The sequence below is a fragment of the Kitasatospora viridis genome (assembly GCF_007829815.1).
Taxonomy (GTDB): Bacteria; Actinomycetota; Actinomycetes; order Streptomycetales; family Streptomycetaceae; genus Kitasatospora; species Kitasatospora viridis.
Genome location: NZ_VIWT01000004.1, coordinates 56,204 through 77,948 on the forward strand (window position 1 = coordinate 56,204; position 21,745 = coordinate 77,948).

Below are 21,745 nucleotides of genomic sequence, written 5' to 3' on the forward strand. Positions count from 1 at the left end.
GGCGCAGGATTCGCCTCAACGTGCGTTCTCCAGATCGGTGGTCAGGCCCCAGCGGGCGGCGGCCTCGTGGTTCGCCCAGAGCTGTGCGTAGCGTCCGCCGGCGGCGACCAGGTCGGTGTGCCGGCCGCGTTCGACCACCCGGCCGCCGTCGAGCACGGCGATCTGGTCCACACCGGTGATGGTGTTGAGGCGGTGGGCGATCACCAGCACGGTGCGGCCGGCGGTGAGCCGGGCGACGGCCCGTTGGATCAGGGCCTCGTTCTCCGGGTCGGCGAAGGCGGTGGCCTCGTCGAGGATGACGATCGGCGCGTCGGACAGGATCGCCCGGGCGATGGTGATCCGCTGGCGCTGGCCGCCGGAGAGCAGCCCGCCGCGCTCGCCGACCTGGGTGGCGTAGCCCGCGGGCAGCTCGTTGACGATGAACTCGTGGGCGGCGGCGGCCTCGGCGGCGGCCTCGACCTCGGCATCGGTGGCGTCGGGCTTGGCGAGCCGGATGTTCTCGGCGATGCTGCCGGTGACCAGGAAGGGGTCCTGGAAGACCAGGGCGACCTGCTTGAGCAGCGCCGTGCTGCTCATCTCCCGCACGTCCACGCCGCCGATCCGCACGGCGCCCTCGTCCACGTCGTGGAAGCGCGGGACCAGCCGGGCGACGGTGGACTTGCCGGAGCCGGAGGGGCCGACCAGCGCGCAGACGGTGCCGGCCGGGATCTCCAGGTCGAGGCCGTCCAGGGCGGGCCGGTCGGGGGTGTAGGAGAACCGGACGCGCTCCAGGGTGATGCTGCGGTCGGCGGGCTCGCGCGGGTGCTCGGGTTCGGGCAGGGCCGGGACGGCGAGCAGGTCGGCGATCCGCACGGCGCCGGCCTTGCTGTCGTTGATGTGGTTGACCAGGTGCATCAGCGGGGCCACCGCCTCGATCGGCAGGGTGCCGATCAGCAGGCCGAGCAGCAGGTCGGTGTCGGAGATCCAGCCGGCCGCGCGCAGCGGCACGGCGGCGGTGGCGACCAGCAGCAGGGTGGGCAGCGGCACGATGAACAGCTTGGTGAGCAGCCCGGCGGTCCGGGAGGTGGCCAGCCAGCCGGCCACCGCCTCGGTGAACTCCTCGACGGCGGTGGCGAACCGGCCGAAGGAGTGCTTGCCGTCGTCGAAGGTGCGCACCACCGGCATGCCCTGGACGAACTCGACCACGGCGGCGTTGACCCGCTCGTTGGCCCGGTTGTAGGTCTCGCGCTGCTGGGTGTGGTCGCGGGAGAGGAAGGAGAGGCAGAGCATCGCGATCGGCAGGATCAGCAGCACGGCGAGCAGCAGCTTCCACTGCACGGTGCCGAGCACCAGCAGCGCGGCGAGCGGCTGGGCCAGGCCGACGCCGACGAACGGCAGGCTGTCGGCCACCACGTTGTGCAGCGACTTGACGTCGTCCTGGACGATCTTGCGGATCGCTCCGGAGCCGAGCCGCTGCACCTCGCCGAGCGGCATCCGGGCGAGTGCGTCGGCGAGTTCGCCGCGCAGCTCGACCTCCAGCTGGTAGCTGGCCTCGTGGGCGAGGTTCTCGCTCAGCCAGCGCAGCGCGAAGGAGAGCACCAGCCCGGCCGCCGCGCCGGCGGTCCAGCCGGTGGCGGAGCGGCCGGCCAGCACAGCACCGACCGCGTAGGCGACGCAGAGGAACCCGGCCACGGCGGCGAGGCCGCCGAGCAGGCCGAGCAGGGCGGCCCGGCCGAGCCGGGCCCGCACGGCGGGGGCGAGCCCGACCAGGTCGAGCAGGCTGCGCAGGCCGGTCACCGGGCACCTCCGGTGAGCAGCTCGGCCAGCGCGCGCTTGTCCACCTTGCCGAGCGCGGTGCGCGGCAGGCGCTCCAACACGGCGAGGCGGTCGGGCAGTTTGAAGGCGGCGAGGCCGAGCGCGGTCAGGTGGGCGGTGAGCTCGGCCCGGCTCGGCGGGGCGCCGCGGGCGATCACGCAGGCGCAGCTGCGCTCCCCCAGCTCCCGGTCGGGCAGGCCGACCAGGGCGACCTCGTGCACGGCCGGGTGGGTGAGCAGCAGTTGCTCGACCTCCTGGACCGGCACCTTGTCGCCGCCCCGGTTGATCACGTCCTTGGTCCGGCCGGTCACCACCAGGTGGCCGCCCGGCAGTTGGCGGACCAGGTCGCCGGTGCGGAAGTAGCCGTCGGCGGTGAAGGCGGCCCGGTTCTGCTCCTCGGCGCGGTAGTAGCCGCGCAGCGTGTAGGGCCCGCGCACCTGGAGCTCGCCGGTGCCGCCCGGGGCGACCTCGCGGTCCTGCGGGTCCACGACGCGCAGTTCGTCGTCGGCGGCCAGCGGCCGGCCCTGGGTGGTGAGCACGAGGTCCTCGGGGTCGTCCGGGCGGGTCATGGTGAGCAGTCCCTCGGCCATGCCGAAGACTTGCTGGAGGCGGCAGCCGAGCACCGGGGCGATCCGGGCGGCGGTCTCCGGCTGCAGCCGGGCGCCGCCGACCTGGAGCAGGCGCAGGCTGGTGAGGTCGGCGGCGCTGTGCGCGGCGTCCTCCAGCCAGAGGAGCACCAGCGGCGGCACCAGGGCGGTCACGGTGATCCGCTCGCGCTCGATCAGCCGGAAGGCGTCCTCGGGGCTGGGCGTGGGGCTGAGCACCACGGTGCCGCCGGCGTGCAGGGTGCCGAGCACCCCGGGGCAGGCGAGCGGGAAGTTGTGTGCCACCGGGAGGGCGGCGAGGTAGCGGGTGTCCGCATCGAGGCCGGCCGCCTCGGCGGCGGCCGCGAGGTTGTAGGCGTAGTCGTCGTGGGTGCGCGGGATCAGCTTGGGGGTGCCGGTGGTGCCGCCGGAGAGCAACAGCAGGGCGACGTCGGACGGTTCGGGACCGGGCAGCGGATCCGGCTCGGCGTCGACGGCCGCCAGGGCGGTGAACTCGGCCGGCTCGCCGGCCACCAGGACGTGCCGCACGCTCGGCGCCTGGGCGCGCACGCTGCGGGCCAACTCGCGGTGGTCGAAGCCGAGGTGGGTGTCGGGGGCGACGTAGGCGACGGCCTCGGCGAGCCGGGCCAGCTGCACGATCTCGGTCTCCCGGTGCGCGGGCAGGGCGTAGACGGGGACGGCGCCGAGCCGGAAGAGCGCGAAGGAGAGCGCCAGGAACTCGGCGGTGTTGGGCAGGTGCACCAGCACCCGCTCCTCGGGGGCGATCCCGAGCGCGGCCAGCCCGGCGGCCAGCCGGTCGGCGCGCTCGTCGAGTTCGCGGTAGCTCCAGCGGCGCTCGCCGTCCACCACGGCGGTGGCGGTGGGGCGGGCCAGGGCGGCGCGGCGCAGCACCGAGCCGAGGGTGCGGCCCTGCCAGTAGCCGCGCTCGCGGTAGCGGGCGGCGAACTGCGCCGGCCAGGGGGTGAATCCGTTCAGCATCACGGTCTTCCTGATGGTTGGTCAGATCTGGGCGGGGACCAGGTAGGGCGCGACGGCGGCGAGCTTCTCGCAGGTCTCCTGGTACTCCCGTTCGGGGCGGGAGGCGCCCACCACTCCGGCGCCGGCCCGCAGCCAGGCCCGGCCGTCGCGCTGGTAGACGGCGCGCAGCACCAGGGCGGCGTCCAAGGCGCCGTCGGCGCCCGCCATCAGCACGGCGCCCGCGTAGAGCCCGCGCGGCTCCGGCTCCAGCTCCTCGATCAGCCGGTAGGCGGCGGCCTTCGGGATGCCGGAGGCGGTGACGGGCGGGAAGACAGCGCCGAACGCGTCCCAGGCGGTGTGCGGCCCGGTGAGCGTGCTGGCGACCCGGGAGGCGAGGTGCTGGACGCTGCCGCGCTCCTTGACGGTCAGGAACTCGCCGATCCGGGTGTCGCGGCCGACGCCGGCCAGCTCCTGGAAGGCCAGCTTGACCGACATCGCGTGCTCGCTGACCTCCTTGGGGTCGGCCAGCAGTTCGGCGCGCAGTGCGCTGTCCAGGGCCGGGTCGCCGGTGAGCGCCCGGGTGCCGGCCAGCGGCTGGGTGGTGACGCAACCGGTGCCGTCCGCCTCCAGCACGGTCTCCGGGCTGAACCCGGCGGCCTGCCAGCCGCCGAGGTCGAGCAGGAAGGAGCGGGCCGGGGTGTTGTGGCGGCGCCCGTGCAGGTAGCTGGCGCACAGGTCCACGGGGAACGGCACCGGCACGGGCCGGGAGAGGATCGCCTTCTGCAGCCGCCCCGCGCCGATCTCGGCGACCACCCGGGCGACGCCCGCCCGGTACCGCTCGCCGTCGAGCCGGGTCTCCACGGCGACGGCGCTCGGGTCGGGGAGCTCGGCGGGTTCGGCCAGCACCTTGCGGGCGCTCTCCAGCGCCTCCCGGTCCAGGGCGCGGATCAGCACCCGCTCGGTGGAGACGGTGAACTCCAGCTGCGGGACCATCAGGTGGGCCAGCGTCTGGCCGGCGAACCGGGCGTCCCCGCTGGCGAGTTCGAAGCAGGTCCAGCCGTAGGCGTGCCAGTCGGCGACCGGCACGGCGGCCAGTGCCTCCTCGATGCCGCGCCAGGGTGCCCCGGTCCAGGGCCGCACGGTGCCGAAGCTGCTGGCGACCTGACGCTCCGTCACCTCGATCCGGCCGAGCGGGTTCGCGGCGACGTACCAGTGCGCCTCGCGCTCGTAGACCACGTGCTCGGTCAACAGGCCGGAGCGGACCAGCTGGTGGACCACGGCGAGGGGGTCGAACGGGCCGTCGACCCGGGCCTGGAGGTACTGCTGTCTCATCGCGTGATCCCTTCGGCGAGGAGCTCGGCGACCGCACGGGCGTTCGACTCCTCGATGCAGCTGAAGTGGTTGCCCTCGATCTCGGCGACGGCCAGCTCGCCGATGCCGACCTCGCGCCAGAAGGCGAGGGTGGACTCGTCCATGCCGGGCGCGAAGCCGGAGGAGGCGGTGGGGCGCAGGAAGCGGATGTCCCCGGCGTAGGGCTCGGGGGTGAACCTGGCAGCCAGGAAGCTCTGCCGGTAGACCCGGAACATGCCGGCCACCATTTCTGCCGGCATGTGCTGGCCGGAGGCCTCGCTCGCGGCCCGGGCGTAGCGCTCGAACCGCTCCTCGCGCCCGACCGCGCCGAGCCGGCCGACGAACCCGGCGACGGCGTCGAGCCCCGGATCGCCGCCGACCTTGGCCAGTTCGCCCTCGGGCACCCGGCCGCCGTGCCGCTCCAGCACCTGGAGGAAGGCCCGCAGCAGCTCGTCGGCCGCCACCTCGCCGAAGCCGGCCTGCTGGAGCGAGATGTGCAGGTTGGGCACGAAGAGCAGCTCGATCATCAGGTCGTCCTCGACGTCGATGACCACGGGGTGGCTGCTGATCAGCGCCAAGTCCTCGACGGTGGCGCCGCGTTCGTCCAGCCGCCGGGCCACCTCGGCGGCGAACAGGCCGCCGAGGCAGTAGCCGACCAGCTGGAAGCGGGTGTGCCCCTCGGCGAGCAGGCGGGCGGTGTAGTCGTCGGCGAGGCGCTCGACCACCCCTGCGGGCGGCTGGGCGGTGTAGACCTCGGGGTCGTCGATCACGATGCCGAGCACCGGCCCGAGCCGCTGGGCGGCCAGCTGGGCGGCGAGCGGGCGGAAGCAGTCCATGGTGCCCAGGCCCGCGTGGAAGAGCACCCGGACCGGCCCCTCGCTCGCCGGACCGAGCGGCACCAGCACGGCGTTGCTGCCCTCGGCCCGCCGTCCCGAGTCGTCGGGGACGCTATCCGGGGCTCCGTCGAAGGCCCGCAGGAACTCGGCCAGCGCCGCGACGGTCGGGTGGTTGAGGAGTCGGCGCAGCAGGCTGTCGAACGGCACGGCGGCCGCCTCCGGCACCTCCGCGCGCAGCCGGCCGGTCATCCGGGCGGTGATCAGCGAGTCGGCGCCGAGCGAGTAGAAGTCCTCGGTGCGGCCGACCTGGGGCACCGCCAGGGCCTGCGCCCACAGGGCGGCGAGCCGGGCCTCGAAGGGGTCGGCGAGGTCGTCGGTGCGGGCGGTGCGGGCGGCCTCGGTGCGGGCGGGGCGCCAGCCGGCCAGGGTGCGGCGGTCCACCTTGCCGTTGCCGGAGAGCGGCAGGGCGTCGACCAACTGGAGGTGGCCGGGCAGCATGTGGCCGGGCAGCCGCTCGCTCAGGTGGGCGAGCAGCTCCGCCTCGGTGACGGGTACCCGGTCGGTCTTCAGCCGGGCGGCGAACAGGTGCACGCCCTGCGGGGCGAGCGGGTGGTCGTCGGCGGGCAGGCAGAGCACCCGCTCGGCGCCCGCCGACCGGGCCAGCAGCTCCAGCCACTCCGCCCGGTCCAGGTAGCTGGCGCCGGCGCTGCGGCGCTCGTCCTGCGGACGCTGCATCATGAAGGCCTGCGAGGCGAGGATCCACGGGTGTTCGCGGGTCGGCTCGGTGAGGACCAGCCAGCCGCCGGGGGCGACCAGGTCGGCCAGCCGGGCGAGCGCGGCGGCGGTGTCGCGGGCGTTCTCCAGGACGCCCGCCGCGAGCACCACGTCGAAGGAGTTGGGCGCGAGGCCCTGGGCCCGGTGGTCCTGGTCCACGTCGAAGACGCCGAACCGCACCCACGGCCGGTCGCCGAAGCGGGTGCGGGCCTCGGGCAGGAAGAACGGCGAGACGTCGGTGAACAGGTAGTCGGGCCGCTCTCCATCGGACCGCTGGCCGTCGGGCCGCTGTCCATCCGGCCGTGCGGAGTCCAGCGCGGCGAGCACGCCCTCGGTGGTGCCGCCGGTGCCGGCGCCGACCTCCAGCACCCGCAGCGGGCGCGCCGCCCCGGCGGCGAGCTGCCCGAGCAGCGAGGCGACGGCGGTGTTCAGGTAGCGGGCCATGCTGTGCTCGCGGTAGAGCGCCCGCGCGGTGTCGAACCCGCCTTCGGGGAAGAGGAGTTCCACCGGGTTCTGAGTACCCGTCAGCAGCTGCGGCAGTCGCTCGGCGTTGCGGCGCAGGTAGGCGAGGAACTCAGGCGAGCCCAACTCGGGGGTCCAGGCGGCGTCCAACTCGGCCCAGGCCCGCTGGACCTCCGCCGCCGTGGCCCGGGTCCGGTCTCCGAGCAGGGCCCACCAGCGGCCGACCAGCCAGGTGTGCCGGGGGTCCACGGTCGCGCCGGTGCGGGTCAGCTCGTCGAGGGCGTGCGCCATCGAGGCGAGCACGGCCGCGTCGAGCCGCTCGACGTAGATCTCCACCTGACTGCGGGTCGGGCCCTCGGCGGGCTCGTCCAGCACGGGCGGGGCGAACGGCGCGGGGCTGGTGCGGGCGGGTTCGACGACGGCGAGCAGGGCGCGGTCGGCGTCCGTGCCGTCCAGCACCACGCCGGCGGCGGCGACCGCCGGGTGGTCGAGCAGGGCGGCCTCGATCTCGCCGAGCTCGATCCGGTGGCCGCGCAGCTTGACCTGGGTGTCCTCGCGGCCCAGGAACTCGATCTCACCGCCCGGCAGGTAGCGGCCGAAGTCGCCGGTGCGGTACAGGTGTTGACCGTCCGGGTGGTCGACGAACCGGAACCCGGTGGTGTCCGGGTCGCCGAAGTAGCCCTGGGCCAGGCCGGCGCCGGAGATGTACAGCTCGCCGACGGCCCACACCGGGCAGTCGCGGCCGTGGGCGTCCAGCACCCGCCAGCCCTGGTTGGCCAGCGGCCGCCCGTACGGGATGCTGCGCCAGCCCGGCTCAAGTCCCTGGTACGGGTGGTGGATCGACCAGATCGCGGCCTCGGTGGCACCGCCGAGGCCGATCACCCGCAGGCCGGGCAGCCGACCGGTGATCTCGTCGGGCAGGGTGAGCGGGATCCAGTCGCCGGAGAGCAGGGCCAGGCGCAGGCTGGGCAGCCCGATCGCCGGCTCGCCCGCCAGGTAGCCGCCCAGCAGGTGCATCAGTGCGGGCACCGAGTTCCACAGGCTGACGCGGTGTTCGGCGATCAGCTCGGCCCAGTGCGAGGGGTCGGTGCGCCGGTCGGCCGCCGGGAGCACCAGGGCGCCGCCGGCCGAGAGCGGCCCGAAGACGTCGTAGACGCTCAGGTCGAAGCCGAGCTGGGCCAGGGCGAGCACCCGGTCCTCGGCGCCGACGGCGAAGCGGCGGTTGATGTCGGCGATGGTGTTGCCGGCCGCCCGGTGGCTGACCAGCACGCCCTTGGGCTTACCGGTGGAGCCGGAGGTGTAGATCAGGTAAGCGGGCGCGTCCGGGTCACCCGGCTCAGGCCGGCCGGGATCGAGGCTGCCGGGATCCAGGCTGCCCGGCTCGGCGTCCGCCAGCAGGTCGACGGCGATCGCCGTGCCCTCGGGCTCCAGCCAGGACTGGGTGAGCACCAGGTGCGCCCCCGCGTCCTCGCGGATCGCCGCGCGCCGCAACGGCGGCTGCGTGGTGTCGATCGGCAGGTAGACGGCCCCCGCGAGGAGCGTGCCGAGCACGGCCGCCACCTGCTCGGGCCCCTTGTCCATGACCACGGCGACGTGCGCCCCGGGCGTGCAGCCGGCGGCTCGCAGCGCCCGGGCGACGGCGGTGGCGCGGGCGGCCAGTTGACGGTAGCTCAGCGTGCCGGCCGGGCCCAGCACGGCCGGGCGCTCCGGGGTGCGGGCGGCCTGCGCGAAGAACGGCTGGTGCAGCAGGGTGTCGGGCAGCTCGGCGGCGGTGTCGTTGGCGCGCCGGCGCTCCTCGGCCTGCCAGCTCGGCAGCGGCACGGGCTCGGCGGCCTCCCAGGCCTGCGGGCCGTCGGCGAGGTCGTGCAGCAGGGCCTCGAAGGCGGCGAACATGTCGTCCAGCAGGCCGTCCGGGAAGACGCCGTCGCGGGCGTCCCAGTTGACCAGCAGGCCGTCGGCGTCGTCCATCGCCTGGCAGTCGACGAAGACCTGCGGAGTTTGGGTGATGCCGAAGCCGTCCAGCCGGCCGGTGCCGGTCGGCTCGCCCAGGCCGATGGCACTGGTGAAGACGATCGGCAGCAGCGCCTGCGCCCGGCCGCGCCGGCGGGCGAGTTCGCGCAGCACCTCGACGCCGGAGCAGAGCCGGTGGTCCAGGTCCTCGAACAGCCGCTCGCCGAGGGCGGCGGCCCGCTGCGCGAAGCTGCGGCCCCGGGTCCAGTCCACGGCCAGCGCGTTGACGGAGGTGAAGTCGCCGACGATGCGGTCGGTTTCGGGGTGCAGCGGCTGCCGGTTGAGCACGGTCAGGTTGAGCGAGAAGCGCGGGGTGCGGCTCCAGCGCTCGATCGCGGCGGCGTAGGCGGCGAGCACGGCGGCGGACGGGGTGAGGTCGCGCAGCTGGGCCTGCTGCTTGAGCCGCTGCCAGGCGGACCGGTCGAGGCGCAGCTGACGGCGGGTGAAGCGCGGAGCGGACTCGCCTGCGGCGAGCGGGAGTTCGGGCGCGGGCGGCAGCTCGTCCAGCCGGGACCACCAGTAGGCGCGGTCGCGCTGGTAGCGCGGGCCCTCGCGCAGCTGCCGCTCGGCGAGCAGGTAGTCGCGGAACCCGGCGGTCAGCGGCGGGAGTTCGTGCTCGGGGTCGGCGTGCAGGGCCTCGAACTCGCTCAGCAGCAGCCGGATGCTCGCCCAGTCGGCGGTCAGGAAGTCCAGCGAGAGGTGCAGCAGGGCGCGATCCGGACATCGGGTCACCCGCAGCTCGTAGAGCGGCCAGCGGTCGGCCGGGTGGATCTTGTGCCCCAGCTCCTCGCGGACCGCCGCCAACTCCCGCTCCACGTGGGCGGCGTCGGCCTCACGCAGGTCGACGCAGGGCACGTCGAGGTGCGGCACGGCGGGCAGCACCCGCTGGTAGCCGTCCGCCTCGGCCACCGCGCGGAGCATGGCGTGCCGCTCGACCAGCCGGTTCCAGGCGGCCTCGGTGCGCTCGGGGTCGAGGTCGGGGTAGGCCACCTCCAGGCAGGCGTGGCAGGCGACTCCCCCGTGGCCGAACGCGTCGTTGCGGCCGAGCAGGTAGGCGGTCTGCACGTCGGTGAGCGGGAAGGGTTCGTGGGCCGCGTCCGGGTCGGGCACCAGGGCGACGGGGCGCTGCTCGGCCCGCAGCAGTGCCAGCACCTCCTCCTTCCCCGCGCGCAGGGCGTCGAGCCGATTGGGCGTCAGGACGCCTTTGGGCGCGCGGTAGCGCAGTCGGCCGTCCTCCTCCCAGAGGACGGCGCCGGCGCCGCGCAGTTCGGCCATCAGTGCGGTTGTGCTCATGCTTGGACTCGACCTTCTGTTCTGGTGGTGGCCGGGGCGAACGCGGCGCCGTGCAGCTTCTCGGGGTCCAGCTCGGCGGCCAGCCCGGCGAGTTCGACGCGGAGCGGGCCGGTGCGGGGCGCGGGTTCGGTGCGCAGCCAGGGGTCGTCCGGGCCGATCAGCGCGGCGAACCGGGCGCGGTCGGCCTCGGCCACGCCGTAGCGGACCGTGCTGATGCCGAGGGCGCCGTTGGGGTGGGTGACCTGGGCCGGGCGCTGCGGCGGGTCGTAGGCGGAGACGACGAAGGGCAGGTGGGCGGGCCGGGGCGCCAGGAACTGGTAGCGGACCGGTTGCCCGTCGGGGCGGGTGCGGCAGCCCTTGATCACCCGGGAGACCGGGAGGCCGGCCGCGCGCAGGTCGGCCCGGGTGGCGTCCAGGGTCAACGCGTCGGTCTCCAGGGCCAGATCGCGCCAGCCCTCGCCCGACTCGGCCCAGCGGGCCAGCCGCTGCCCGGCGGCCCGGCCGAAGGCCAGGCCCATCGGCCCGCGCAACAGGCGGGCGGCCGGGTGGAGTTGGTAGAACTCCAGGAACGGGCCGGCGGCGAACCAGATCAGCGCGTTGTGCGCCTTGGCCGGGTCGCTGCCGTACTCGACGGTGAAGCCGAGCTCGGTCAGGTCGCGGACGGCGGCGCGGATGTCGTCCACCTTGTGGACCAGGTGACTGCACCTCAGCATGCGGGCCGCCGCGCCGCGAAGAGCCGCTGGCCGAGCGGGGCGAGCGGGTGGTCCTCGCCGGGCAGCACCAGGACCTCGGCCAGGCCGGCCGCGTCGAGCACCTCCAGCCACTGGCGGCGGGAGAGGAAGAGCGCGTCCGCCTCGGCCCGGGCGCCCTCGGGGGCGGTCATCATGAAGGCCTGCGAGGTGAGGATCTCCAGGTGCTCGCGGACCGGTTCGGTGATCAGCAGCCAGCCGCCGGGGGCCAGCCACCCGGTCAGCGCGCGGACGCTGGCGACGGCGTCCCGGGCGTTGTTGAGCACGCCCGCCGCGATCACCACGTCGGCGGAGCCGGGCGCGCCGGCCGGGTCGTCCACGTCGAGGACCTCGTAACGCAGGCCGGGGTGGTGGGCGAAGCGCTTGCGGGCCTCGGTGAGGAAGAACTGCGAGAGGTCGGTGAACAGGTAGTCGACCGGCTGCTCGCCGAGCGCGGCCAGCACCGCCTCGGTGGTCGCCCCGGTGCCCGCGCCGACCTCCAGGACGCGCAGCGGGCGCGGCCCGGCGGCGGCGACGGTGCGGACGGTGGCGGCGATCAGGGTGTTGAGGTAGCGGGCGGTGACCGGGTCGCGGTAGATGCTGTCGGCCAGCTCGCTGCTGCCCTGCGGGAAGAGCAGCAGGGTGGCGCTCTGCTCGCCGCCGAGCAGTTGCGGCAGTCGGTCGGCGTTGTCGGCCAGGTAGTCGACGAACGCGGCCGGCCCGAGCCGGTCCGTCCAGGCCTCGGCCGCGCGGCGCCAGAGCCGCTCCGGGGTTGCGGGCGGGGCGAGTTCGCAGGGCTCGCCGGCGGGGACGGCGCGTCCGTGCGCCGCCAGGGCGCGCAGCCAGCGCCCGACCAGCCAGTGGTGGGCGGGGTCCACCCCGGCGAGCAGCTCCGCACTGGTGCCGCCGGTGGGCAGGGCGCGCTGCATCGCGGCCAGCACGGCCTGGTCCAAACGGTCGACGAACGTGCTGACCTGATGGTTCGTCAGGTGGCGGACGTGGGCCTCGGCGGCGGGCAGCGCCCCGGCGAGCACGCCGTGCAGCGTCAACGCGCCCGGGTCGGCCGGGCGGTCGTCCGGGACGCCCGCCGCGGCGGCGGTCAACTCGGCGACCGGGACGGGCTGGTGCTGCTGGTTCGCGGCCAGCGCGGGGTAGCCGAGCTGGGTGGTGACGTCCTGCCAGAGGCGGCTGAGCGCCAGCTGGTACTGGTCCGGTCGGCTCGCTGCCTGTTCGCCCGTGATGGCCGCGCGCAGGTCCAGCAGGTCGCGCCCGATCGCGGCCGGCCACAGCTCGCCCAGGATGTGCCGGTAGCCGGGTGGTTCGGCCGGGCCGAGCACGGTGGAGCCGGGCTCGGCCAGGTGCTCGGTGCCGGGTGCGGCGAAGTCCAGGTCGTGCTTGGCCCGTTCGGGGATGTGCAGGCGCGGGGTCCAGAGCACCGGGCCGTGGGTGTCGGTGAGGGTGAGGCTGCCGGCGGCGGTGCCGATGGTCGCCCGGTGCAGCAGCGCCAGGTGGTTGTCGGGGTCGGCCGGATCGACCCGGTGGTGCACCCGCAGGGTGAGCGGCACGCCGCCGAGCCGCCCGGTCACCAGGGCCAGCGGGCCCTCGGCCGGGCCGGCCGCCGTCAGCTGCCAGGGGCGGACGGCGCCGACCGCGTCGCCCAGCAGGTGCAGCAGCGGGAAGGCGACCTGCACGGCGCAGGCCGCGTCCAGGTACTCGGCCGGCTGCCGGGCGAGCAGGGCGCGGGCGGCCGAGGTGAACCGGCGGGCGGCGGGCAGCCGGGGGTAGAGGTCGCCGACCCGGTAGTGCACGCCGTGCCGGCGGGCCTCGCGCAGGCACGCCACCAGGTCCTCGTGGTGCACGGGCTGCTCCTGCACGACGTGCACGCCCCGGCGCAGCAGCCGCAGGGCGGTCTCGGTGCCGGAGCCGCCGAGCACGCCGGAGCGCAGCACCACGCAGGCTAGGTCGATGCCGTCGGGCAGTTGGTCGACGTCGGTGTGCAGCGGCACGCCGTACCGCTCGGCGCACGCCACGGACCGGTCGCTGCCCTTGGCGAGCAGGCCGACCAGCTCGAACTCCTGGGGCAGGGCGGCGAGGGCGGCCAGGTAGAACTGGCCGAAGGTGGTGCCGCAGACCACCGTCCGCAGTCTGCGCCCGGTCACAGCGCTCCCTCCTCGACCAGCGCGAGCTGGTCGATCGTCGTCTGGTGAATGGTCAGTTCCACGTGGTCGCCGATCTGTTCGAGCAGTGCCGCCGGGTCGAGCACCTCGGCGGCCGGGCGGGCGCCGGGCGGTACCCGGCCCGCCAGCACCTGCGGGACGGCGGCGGCGGTCACCGCGCCGGTGAGCCGGGCCACGCCGGGGGCGCGCAGGACGGCGGTGCGGGTGGCCGCGCGGCCGCCGATGGTGCCGTCGAGCTGGACCAGCAGGGTCAGGTAGGGGGTGCGACCGGCGGTGTCCAGCGCCGTGGCCCGGCACAGCCGCCGCACGGCCTCGGGCAGGGGCAGGGTGCGGGCCGCTTCGAGGGCCGCGGGCAGCTGCTCGCCGTCCAGCAGGCTGTACCAGTAGCCGTGGGCGAGGCCGAGGCGGTGGGCCAGCCGCTCGGCCTCGGCGTCCAGGTAGGGCGTGGCGGTGACCTCGCGCGGCAGGTGCGGCAGGCGGGTGGCCGGGCGCCTGGGCAGCGCCCGGGAGCGGCGCCGGCCGTCCTGCCAGGCGGCGAGCGGTTCGGTGCCGCCGCCCAGCACGCCGTGCAGGTAGTCGGCGGCGGCGGTGGGCGTGAACCGGTCGAAGACGGCGGTGTGGGCCGTGAGCCGGTGCACGGCGGTGAACTCGGCGGCCAGCCGGCGCGGGAGCAGGCCGGACAGGCCCGGCACCGCGCCGGCGGCGAGCACCACGCTGCGGTCGGCGGGGAACTCCGGCACTCCGTCACCGCCCGCGTCCACGTGGTGCGCACCCACGGCCAGCGCGGCCCGGGCCACCCGGGCGGCCGTGCGGTGCGAGGGTCCGGCGCAGTTGACCACCAGGTCGCAGCCGTGCACGAAGGCCTCCAGCGAGGCGTCGTCGGCCAGGTCGACCCGGACGCCCTCGGCCGGCCCGGGCAGCGCCGCCGCGCTCGCCCGGGCGCGCTCCTCGTCCCGCCCGCCGATCCGCAGCGGCCCGATGCCCCAAGCGGCCAGCAGGCGCGCGGCCTCGCTGCCGACGGCGCCGTAGCCGCCGAGCACGCCGATCACGAGTCCCCCTCCTTCGCGGCCAGGCCGCGTTCCAACTCCCGCACCATCACGGCGAGTCCCCTGCCGATCCGCAGCCGCCAGCCGGTCATCCGCCGGCCGCTCGGTGTTCCGTCGCCGATCACAGCTCGCCGTCCTCCATCTCGCTCCCGGGCGCTACGAGTTCGCCCAGCACCTGGGCAACGCCGGCCAGGCTCCGGCCGCCGAACAGGCGCCGCATGGGCAGCTCGACGCCGTAGCGCCGGCGCACCTGTTCCACGAAGCGGGTGGCCAGCAGGCTGTCGCCGCCGAGGGCGAAGAAGCCCCGCTCCCGGCCCGTCACCGGGCTGCCCAGCAACTCGGCCCACAGCGCGGCCACTTCGCTCTCCAGGCCGCTGCGCGGTGGCTCCTCTGGCTCGTCCTCCCGTGCCACGGTCAGCAGTTCGGCGAGCGCCTTGCGGTCGACCTTGCCGTTGGCGCTCAGCGGCAGCCAGGGCAGCACCTCGATCCGCTCCGGCACCATGGGGCCCGGCAGCCGGCCGGCCGCGTGGGCGGCCACCGCCGCCGGGTCGAGATCGGGCGCGGTCGCCGGCCGGGTGGCCCACAGCAGCTCGGTGTGGGCCGAGCCGATCGGCCGGTGGCCCAGGCCGCGCAGTCCGGCCCGCCCAAGGAGTTCGGCCCAGCGCGCGGCGGGCAGCATCGGGCTGCCGGCCCTGCGGCGCTCGGGGTCGAACGCCGCGTAGCCCCGGTCGAGCACCGCGCCGGTCAGCAGGGTGAGCGGGGTGAGCGCGGCCCGCTCGACGGCGAGCACCGTGCCGCCCCGGCGGGTCAGCAGCGCGGCCAGTGCCGGGCCCTGGGCCGGGTCGGGGTAGCGGTGCAGCGCGTTGTCGGCGAGCACCACGTCGAACCGGTGGCGCAGGTCGTCCGGCACCGTCACCAGCCGCCGGCACTCGGTCTGGTGCGGCAGCTCGGCGAGCCGCGCGGTGGCGGCCGCCAGCATCGTCGGCGAGGCGTCGAGCAGGGTGAGCCGGATCCGCTCCGGCGGGAGCAGCCGCAGCAGGGCCGCGGCGCCGCGCCCGTCCCGGCCGCCGAGCACGGCGACCTCCAGCACGTGGCCGGCCCGGCGGGCCGACTCGGCGATCCGCCTGGCGAGTTCGGTGCGCACCTCGGCCGCGCCCGGGTCCAGTTCGGCCAGCGCCAGCGGGGAGAGCCGCTCGTCGTCCAGCAGCACCGCCGGGTCGAGCCGGCCCGCGAGGATCCGCCGGTAGTCCGCCAGCCGCTCCACCGCCCGGGCCCGCACCTGCTCGACCAGTCGGCCGAACTCGGCGGTCGGGGCGCTGGGTTCGGCGATCTCGGCCAGCTCGGGTCCGGCCCGGAAGCCGTCCGCCTCCTCGACCAGCACCTTCCGCTCGACCAGCCAGCCCAGCATCACCCGCAGCACCGGCAGTTGCTCCTCGGCCAGCTCCAGCCGCGCGGCCAGCGCCGACAGGCGCACCCCGTCGCCGAGCGCGTTCAGTCCGAGCAGCTCGACCAGCACGCTCGCGACGGCAGCGCCCTCCAGCTCGATCGCGCCGGCCTCGGCGGCGAGCCGGTCGGCGTCCGGGGCGACGCCGATGATCCCGCCCTCGAAGACCGGGCGTGCGGGCACCACGGCGGCGACCATGCGGCGAGCGGCTCCGGTGACGTCCGCGACCGCGTGGGCCACGCCGGGGTGGTCGGTGAGGGCAGCCTCGATCTCACCGAGCTCGATCCGGTACCCGCGCACCTTGACCTGACGGTCCGCCCGCCCCAGGAACTCCAAGGTCCCGTCCGGCCAGTAGCGCCCCAGATCACCCGTCCGGTACCAGCCGCCGACGAACTGACGCTCCGTCAACTCCGGCGCGTTCCGGTACCCACAGGCCACCCCCGCCCCACCGATCCACAACTGACCGGCCACCCAGTCCGGACAGTCCCGGCCGAACTCGTCGGTCACCCGGTAGCGCTGGTTGCGCAGCGGGAACCCGTACGGAATCGACCGCCACCCAGGCTCAACTTCGGCCACCTCGAACGCGTTCGACCAGATCGCCGCCTCCGTCGCACCACCCAGCGCCACGAACCGACAGTCCGGGCGCAGCGCACGCAAACGACCCGGCAGGTCCAACCCCACCCAGTCCCCCGACACCAGCACCAGCCGCAGCGCGTCGAGTCCGCCGACGCCCTCGGCCACGGTCAGCAGCATGTCCAGCAGGGCCGGCACCGAGTTCCACACCGTCACGCCGTGCGTCTGGGCCAGCTCTAGCCAGCGCCGGGCGTCCCGCCGCTCGTCCTCCTCGATCAGCACCACTGAGCCACCCGCCGAGAGCGGCCCGAACAGGTCGTAGACCGACAGGTCGAAGTCCAGTGCCGAGACGGCCAGCACCCGGTCCCGCTCGCCGACCTCGAAACGCTCGTTGACGTCGGCCACGGTGTTCACCGCAGCGGCGTGGGTGATCTCCACGCCCTTCGGCTCACCCGTCGAACCCGAGGTGTAGATCACGTACGCGAGTTCGTCCGCACTCACCGCCACCGGCGCGGCCAGCGGCTCGCCGACCACCAGCCGATCGAGCACCAGCCGCACGCCCGCCGCCGCGCAGATCCGCTCGCGCCGCAGCTCCGGCTGGTCGACCCCCAGTGGCAGATAGGCCGCGCCGGCCGCCAACACACCCAGCACCGCGACCACCTGGTCCGGACCCTTCGGCAGCGACACCGCCACCAGGTCCCCGGGCCCCACCCCCTGCTCGACCAGCCAGCCGGCCAACCCGAGGGCGAGTCGCGCCAGTTCGCCGTAGTCGAGGCTCTCCTCCGCGTCCCAGCGCAGTGCGATGGCGGCGGGGTCGCGCCGGGCGCACTCGAAGAAGCCGTCGTGCAGCCGCCGTTCGGGGCGCGGTCCGGCCGTGGCGTTGACCTCCGCCCGCACCTCGCGCTGCTCGCGCGGCAGCAGGTCGGGCAGCGGCGCGTCCCAGTCCGCGTGGCCGAGCCAGTCCAGCAGGGCCAGGTAGGCGTCGAACATCGCATCGAGCAGGCCGCTCGGGAAGAGCTCCTCGACCGCGTCCCAGTGCAGCCGGACGCCGCCGTCCCGGGTCTCGGTCACCTGGTGGTCCAGCCAGACCTGCGGCGTCTGCGAGACGCCCGCCACGTAGTCGGCGAAGAGCGCCGAGGCGGGCTCGCCGCCGACGCCGAGCGCGCTGGTGAAGACCACCGGCATGGCGACCTCGGGTTCGCCGTTCAGCCGGGCGAGTTCGCGCAGCAGCCGGACCGCCGAGACCTCCCGGTGGTCGAGCGCGCCCCAGAGCTCCTGCTGCACCCGGCGGGCCTGCGCCAGCCAGTGCCCGCCCGGCTCCGGCCGGGACGGCACGAGCAGCAGCGAGGTGAAGTCGCCCAGCACGTGGGCGATGTCGGGGTGCACCTCCTGGCGGTCGAAGAGCGTGAGGTTGAGCGTCAGGTCGGCGCGGGCGCTCCACCGGCCGAGCACCTCGCCGAAGGCGGCGAGCAGCACCGCCGACTGGGTGAGTCCGTGCTCCCGGGCGCGGTCGGCGACCGCTCGCCAGTAGCGCCCGCCGATCATCGCCTCGCGCCGGGTGAACTGCGGCCCGCGCACCGCCGACGGGTCGACCGCGAGCGGGAGTTGGGGGGCGGGCGGCAGCTCGGGCAGCCGGGTGTCCCAGTACTCCCGGGCGGCGGCGAGGGCTTCCGGCGCCGGGTCGGTGGCCAGCACGTAGTCGCGGAACGACACGTCCACGGAGGGCAGTTCGGCCTGCGGGTCGTCGTAGAGCGCGCCGAGTTCGGCGTAGAAGGTGAGCACGCTCAGCGCGTCCAGCACGATGTTGTCCACGCCGATGCCGAGCCGGGTGCCGTCGGGCGTGCGGACGGCGCGGATCGCGAAGAGCGGCCAGGCCGAGGGGTCGAAGACCTGGTGGGAGCCGCGCTCCCAGAGCTCGGCGAAGGCGCTCTCGACGTCCGCCCCGGCCTCGGTGACCTCGATCCGGTAGTGCGGGACCTCGGGCAGGATGCGCTGGTCGCCCCGCTCGTCCACCACCGCACGCAGCATCTCGTGCCGCCGCACCAGCCGGTCGACGGCGGCCTCCAGGCGGGCCAGGTCGAGCTCGGCCACGTCGTACTCGCGGTAGAAGTGGCAGCCGACGCCGCCGAGGGTGAACTCCTCGCCCCGGCCGAGCCAGTAGGCCCGCTGGACCTCGGTGAGCGGGAACGGCTCCAGCCGGCGGGCCGGGTCGGCGATGAGTGCGGCCGCTGCGGGCCGGGCGGGCACCGGTTGGTGGAGCGTCGCCGCGAAGTCGGCGAGCGCGGGCCGCCGGAACAGCTCGGCGAGCTTGACCTCGCCGAAGCCGTCCGCCTTCAGCCGGCCGATCAGGCGGGTGGCGAGCAGGGAGTCACCGCCGAGCGCGAAGAAGTCGTGCTCCCGGCCGACTTCGGGCACCCCGAGGATCTCGGCCCAGGCGGCCGCCACCCGCCGTTCGACCTCGCCGACGAGCGGGACGGCCGGCCCGGCCGGGACGGCCGGCCCGGACCGGAGCACCTGCCGGGCGGCGAGCACACGGCGCAGGGCCGACCGGTCCACCTTGCCGTTGGGCGTGAGCGGCAGCTCGGGCAGCACGGCGAGCCGCTCGGGCAGCATCGCGGCGGGCAGCCGGTCGGCCAGGAAGGCCCGCAACTCCGCCAGGTCCAGGGGTTCCTGCTCCTCGGCCCGCTGACCGCCGGCAGCCTCGGCCAGCGCCCGCCAGTCGGGCACGGGCTGCGGCGCGCAGCCGGTGACGACCGCGCCGAGGCGCCCGTCCTCGCCGACCACGGCGACGGCCTGGCCCACACCGGGGTGCTCGGTGAGCGCCGCCTCGATCTCACCCAGCTCGATCCGGTGGCCGCGCACCTTGACCTGACGGTCCGCCCGACCCAGGAACTCCAAGGTCCCGTCCGGCCAGTAGCGCCCCAGGTCACCCGTCCGGTACCAGCCGCCAACGAACTGACGCTCCGTCAACTCAGGCGCGTTCCGGTAGCCCCGGGCCACCCCCGCCCCACCGATCCACAACTGACCGGTCACCCAGTCCGGACAGTCCCGACCCAGCTCGTCGGTCACCCGGTAGCACTGGTTGCGCAGCGGGAACCCGTACGGAATCGACCGCCAACCAGGCTCAACTTCCGCCACCTCGAACGCGTTCGACCAGATCGCCGCCTCCGTCGCACCACCCAGCGCCACGAACCGACAGCCCGGACGCAGCGCCCGCAACCGCCCCGGCAGGTCCAACCCCACCCAGTCCCCCGACACCAGCACCAGCCGCAGCGGATCCGGCGCCCCTTCGGCCTCGGCAGCGGTGAGCAGCATGTCCAGCAGCGCGGGCACCGTGTTCCAGAGCGTCACCCCCCGCTCGCGGACCAGCTCCAGCCAGCGCCGGGCGTCCCGCCGCTCGTCCTCCTCGATCAGCACCACCGAGCCACCCACCGAGAGCGGCCCGAACAGGTCGTAGACCGACAGGTCGAAGTCCAGCGCCGACACGGCCAGCACCCGGTCCCGCTCGCCGACCTCGAAACGCTCGTTGACGTCCGCGACCGTGTTCACCGCAGCCGCGTGGGTGATCTCCACACCCTTCGGCTCACCCGTCGAACCCGAGGTGTAGATCACGTACGCGAGCTCGTCCGCACCCACCGCCACCGGCGCGGCCAACCGCTCGCCGACCACCAGCCGATCGAGCACCAGCCGCACGCCCGCCGCCGCGCAGATCCGCTCGCGCCGCGCCTCGGGCTGGTCCACGCCGAGCGGCAGGTAGGCCGCGCCGGCCGCCAACACGCCCAGCACCGCGACCACCTGGTCCGGACCCTTCGGCAGCGACACCGCCACCAGGTCCCCGGGCCCCACCCCCTGCTCGACCAGCCGGCCGGCCAACCCCAGTGAACGGCGCGCCAGTTCACCGTACGTCAGGAACTCGCTCGCACCCCAGCGCAGCGCCACCCGCTCGGGCTGCTCCGCCGCGCGGGCGAAGAAGCCGTCGTGCAGGCGCTGTTCGGGGCGCGGGCCGGCGGTGTCGTTCACCGTGTCGCGCACGGAGCGCTGTTCGCGGGAGAGCAGCGCGGGCACCGGTTCGGTCCACGCCCCGGGTCCGGCCAGCAGGCGGTCCAGCAGGCCGCTGTAGGCCTCGAACATGGTGTCCGGCACGCCGGGGGCGAAGGCGTCGGCCCGGAAGTCCCAGTTGACCAGCAGTCCGCCGGCCAGTTCGGTGACCTGGGCGTCCAGCCAGACCTGCGGGCCCTGCGAGACGACCCAGCTGGGCTCGCCGAAGGCCTCGCGGACCCGGGCCGGGAAGAGCTCGCCCAGGCCGAGCGCGCTGGTGTACACCACCGGTGCGAGCACCCGCTCGCCGTGCAGGCGGGAGGCGTCGCGCAGCACCTCGACGCCGGAGTGGCCCGCGTGGGCGACGTCGGCGTGGAACCGGGCCTGCAGCCGGGCGGCCCGCTCTGCGAAGCCGCCCGGCCCGCTGCCGTCCCAGGCCAGCAGCACCGAGGAGGTGAAGTCGCCGATCACCTGGTCCACTTCGGGGTGCAGCGGTTCGCGGTCGAAGAGCGGCAGGTTGAGCAGGAAGCGCGGCTCGGCGCTGAACGCGGTGAGGGTCTCGGCGAAGACGGCCGCCAGGGCCATCGCGGGGGTCAGGCCGTGCGTCCTGGCCAACTCGCCCAGTCGGGCGGCCTGGTCCTGGTCGAGCTGCCGGTGGCGGCGGTGCGCGACGGCGTCCGGTGCGGGTTCCACCAGCGGGAGGCGGGGGGCGCCGGGCAGGTCGGGCAGGTGGCGGCGCCAGTGGTCGCGGTCGGCGGCGAGCGCCTCGGTGCGGGCCGGGGTGGCGCGGGCGGCCCGGCGTTCGGCCAGGTAGCGGGCGAATCCGTAGTCCAGCGGCGGGAGTTCTTCGCCGGCGTAGAGCCGGGCGAGGTCGGCGAGCAGGATCCGCACGCTCAGCGCGTCGGCCGCCACCATGTCCAGGTTGAGGTGCAGCCGGGTGCCGGCGGGCCGGATCGCGTCGGGCAGCAGCGAGAGTTGCAGGTCGAAGACCTCGCCGGCGGCGATGTCCAGCTGACGGTGCGAGAGTTGCCGCCGGAGCTCGTCCAGTTCGCACCGGGCCGTCTCGGCGGTGTGCCCGCGCAGGTCGTGCACCCGCAGCCGGGGGCCGCCGGTGGGTTCGATCCGCTGCCGGCCGTCGTCCAGGATCCGGGCGCGCAGCATGCCGTGCCGGGCGACCAGCGCGTGCAGGGCGGCCGCCAGGCGCTCGGGGCCGAGGCTGGCGCCGTCGAACTCGTTGTAGAAGTGCGAGGCCACGCCGCCCAGTTGCTGCTCGGCCGAGCGGCCGACCCAGTAGGCGTGCTGCATCAGCGCCAGCTCGAAGGGCTCGCTCTCGTCCACCGGCGCGGGCGCGCTCACCGGCGGGGCCGCCGCCCGGGCCGAGCCGGTGAGTCTGGCCCAGGCGGCCAGGGTCGGTTCGGCGACCAGGTCGGCGAAGCCGAGTTCCAGGCCGGAGCGGCGCAGCCGGCCGGCCAGCCTCATCATCGCCAGCGAGTCCAGGCCGAGCGCGATGAGGTTCTCGTCCGGGTCGATCGCCTCGCCCGGCCGACCCAGCAACTCGGCGACGGCCTCGGGCAGTTCGACTGGAACGATCCCTCGATCCTCGGGCACCTGAACTCCTTGGTTGGTCCGCTCGCCTTATTGGCAATGGTTATCATATG

9 protein-coding genes are annotated in these 21,745 nt (G+C 75.2%); all 9 read right to left on the reverse strand.

The features are described from left to right. Nucleotides 1-15: 15 nt before the first annotated feature. The 9 genes from FHX73_RS34040 to FHX73_RS34075 are packed head-to-tail and all read right to left on the reverse strand — an operon-like array spanning nucleotide 16 to nucleotide 21,695. Complete coding sequence (locus FHX73_RS34040; protein WP_145909860.1) at nucleotides 16-1,776, reverse strand: ABC transporter ATP-binding protein; 1,761 nt, start codon at nucleotides 1,774-1,776, stop codon at nucleotides 16-18. Next, entirely contained in the window at nucleotides 1,773-3,377 is a 1,605-nt protein-coding gene (locus tag FHX73_RS34045; RefSeq protein ID WP_145909861.1) for a (2,3-dihydroxybenzoyl)adenylate synthase, read from the reverse strand. The genes FHX73_RS34040 and FHX73_RS34045 overlap by 4 nt, the downstream gene beginning before the upstream one ends. 21 nt (nucleotides 3,378-3,398) lie before the next feature. Continuing rightward, a complete protein-coding gene (locus FHX73_RS34050) occupies nucleotides 3,399-4,688 on the reverse strand; it encodes a salicylate synthase (RefSeq protein WP_145909862.1) in 1,290 nt (429 codons plus the stop codon). Then, the gene (locus FHX73_RS34055; RefSeq protein ID WP_145909863.1) at nucleotides 4,685-10,081 is read right to left on the reverse strand and encodes a non-ribosomal peptide synthetase; all 5,397 of its coding nucleotides are present in this window, start codon (nucleotides 10,079-10,081) and stop codon (nucleotides 4,685-4,687) included. Before FHX73_RS34055 ends, FHX73_RS34050 begins: the two co-directional genes overlap by 4 nt. Beyond that, nucleotides 10,078-10,794: a VOC family protein gene (locus FHX73_RS34060; protein WP_145909864.1), complete on the reverse strand. Its 717-nt coding sequence runs from the start codon at nucleotides 10,792-10,794 to the stop codon at nucleotides 10,078-10,080. Before FHX73_RS34060 ends, FHX73_RS34055 begins: the two co-directional genes overlap by 4 nt. Beyond that, nucleotides 10,788-12,968 carry a Gfo/Idh/MocA family oxidoreductase gene (locus tag FHX73_RS34065; protein WP_145909865.1) on the reverse strand — a complete coding sequence of 727 codons (2,181 nt, stop codon included), beginning with the start codon at nucleotides 12,966-12,968 and terminating at the stop codon, nucleotides 10,788-10,790. The genes FHX73_RS34060 and FHX73_RS34065 overlap by 7 nt, the downstream gene beginning before the upstream one ends. Next, nucleotides 12,965-14,035 carry a saccharopine dehydrogenase NADP-binding domain-containing protein gene (locus FHX73_RS34070; RefSeq protein WP_145909866.1) on the reverse strand — a complete coding sequence of 357 codons (1,071 nt, stop codon included), beginning with the start codon at nucleotides 14,033-14,035 and terminating at the stop codon, nucleotides 12,965-12,967. Before FHX73_RS34070 ends, FHX73_RS34065 begins: the two co-directional genes overlap by 4 nt. Continuing rightward, nucleotides 14,032-14,157, reverse strand: coding sequence for a hypothetical protein (locus tag FHX73_RS47405; protein ID WP_281292766.1), 126 nt, complete (start codon nucleotides 14,155-14,157; stop codon nucleotides 14,032-14,034). The genes FHX73_RS34070 and FHX73_RS47405 overlap by 4 nt, the downstream gene beginning before the upstream one ends. Then, entirely contained in the window at nucleotides 14,154-21,695 is a 7,542-nt protein-coding gene (locus FHX73_RS34075) for a non-ribosomal peptide synthetase (RefSeq protein ID WP_211786422.1), read from the reverse strand. The genes FHX73_RS47405 and FHX73_RS34075 overlap by 4 nt, the downstream gene beginning before the upstream one ends. Nucleotides 21,696-21,745 lie beyond the last annotated feature (50 nt).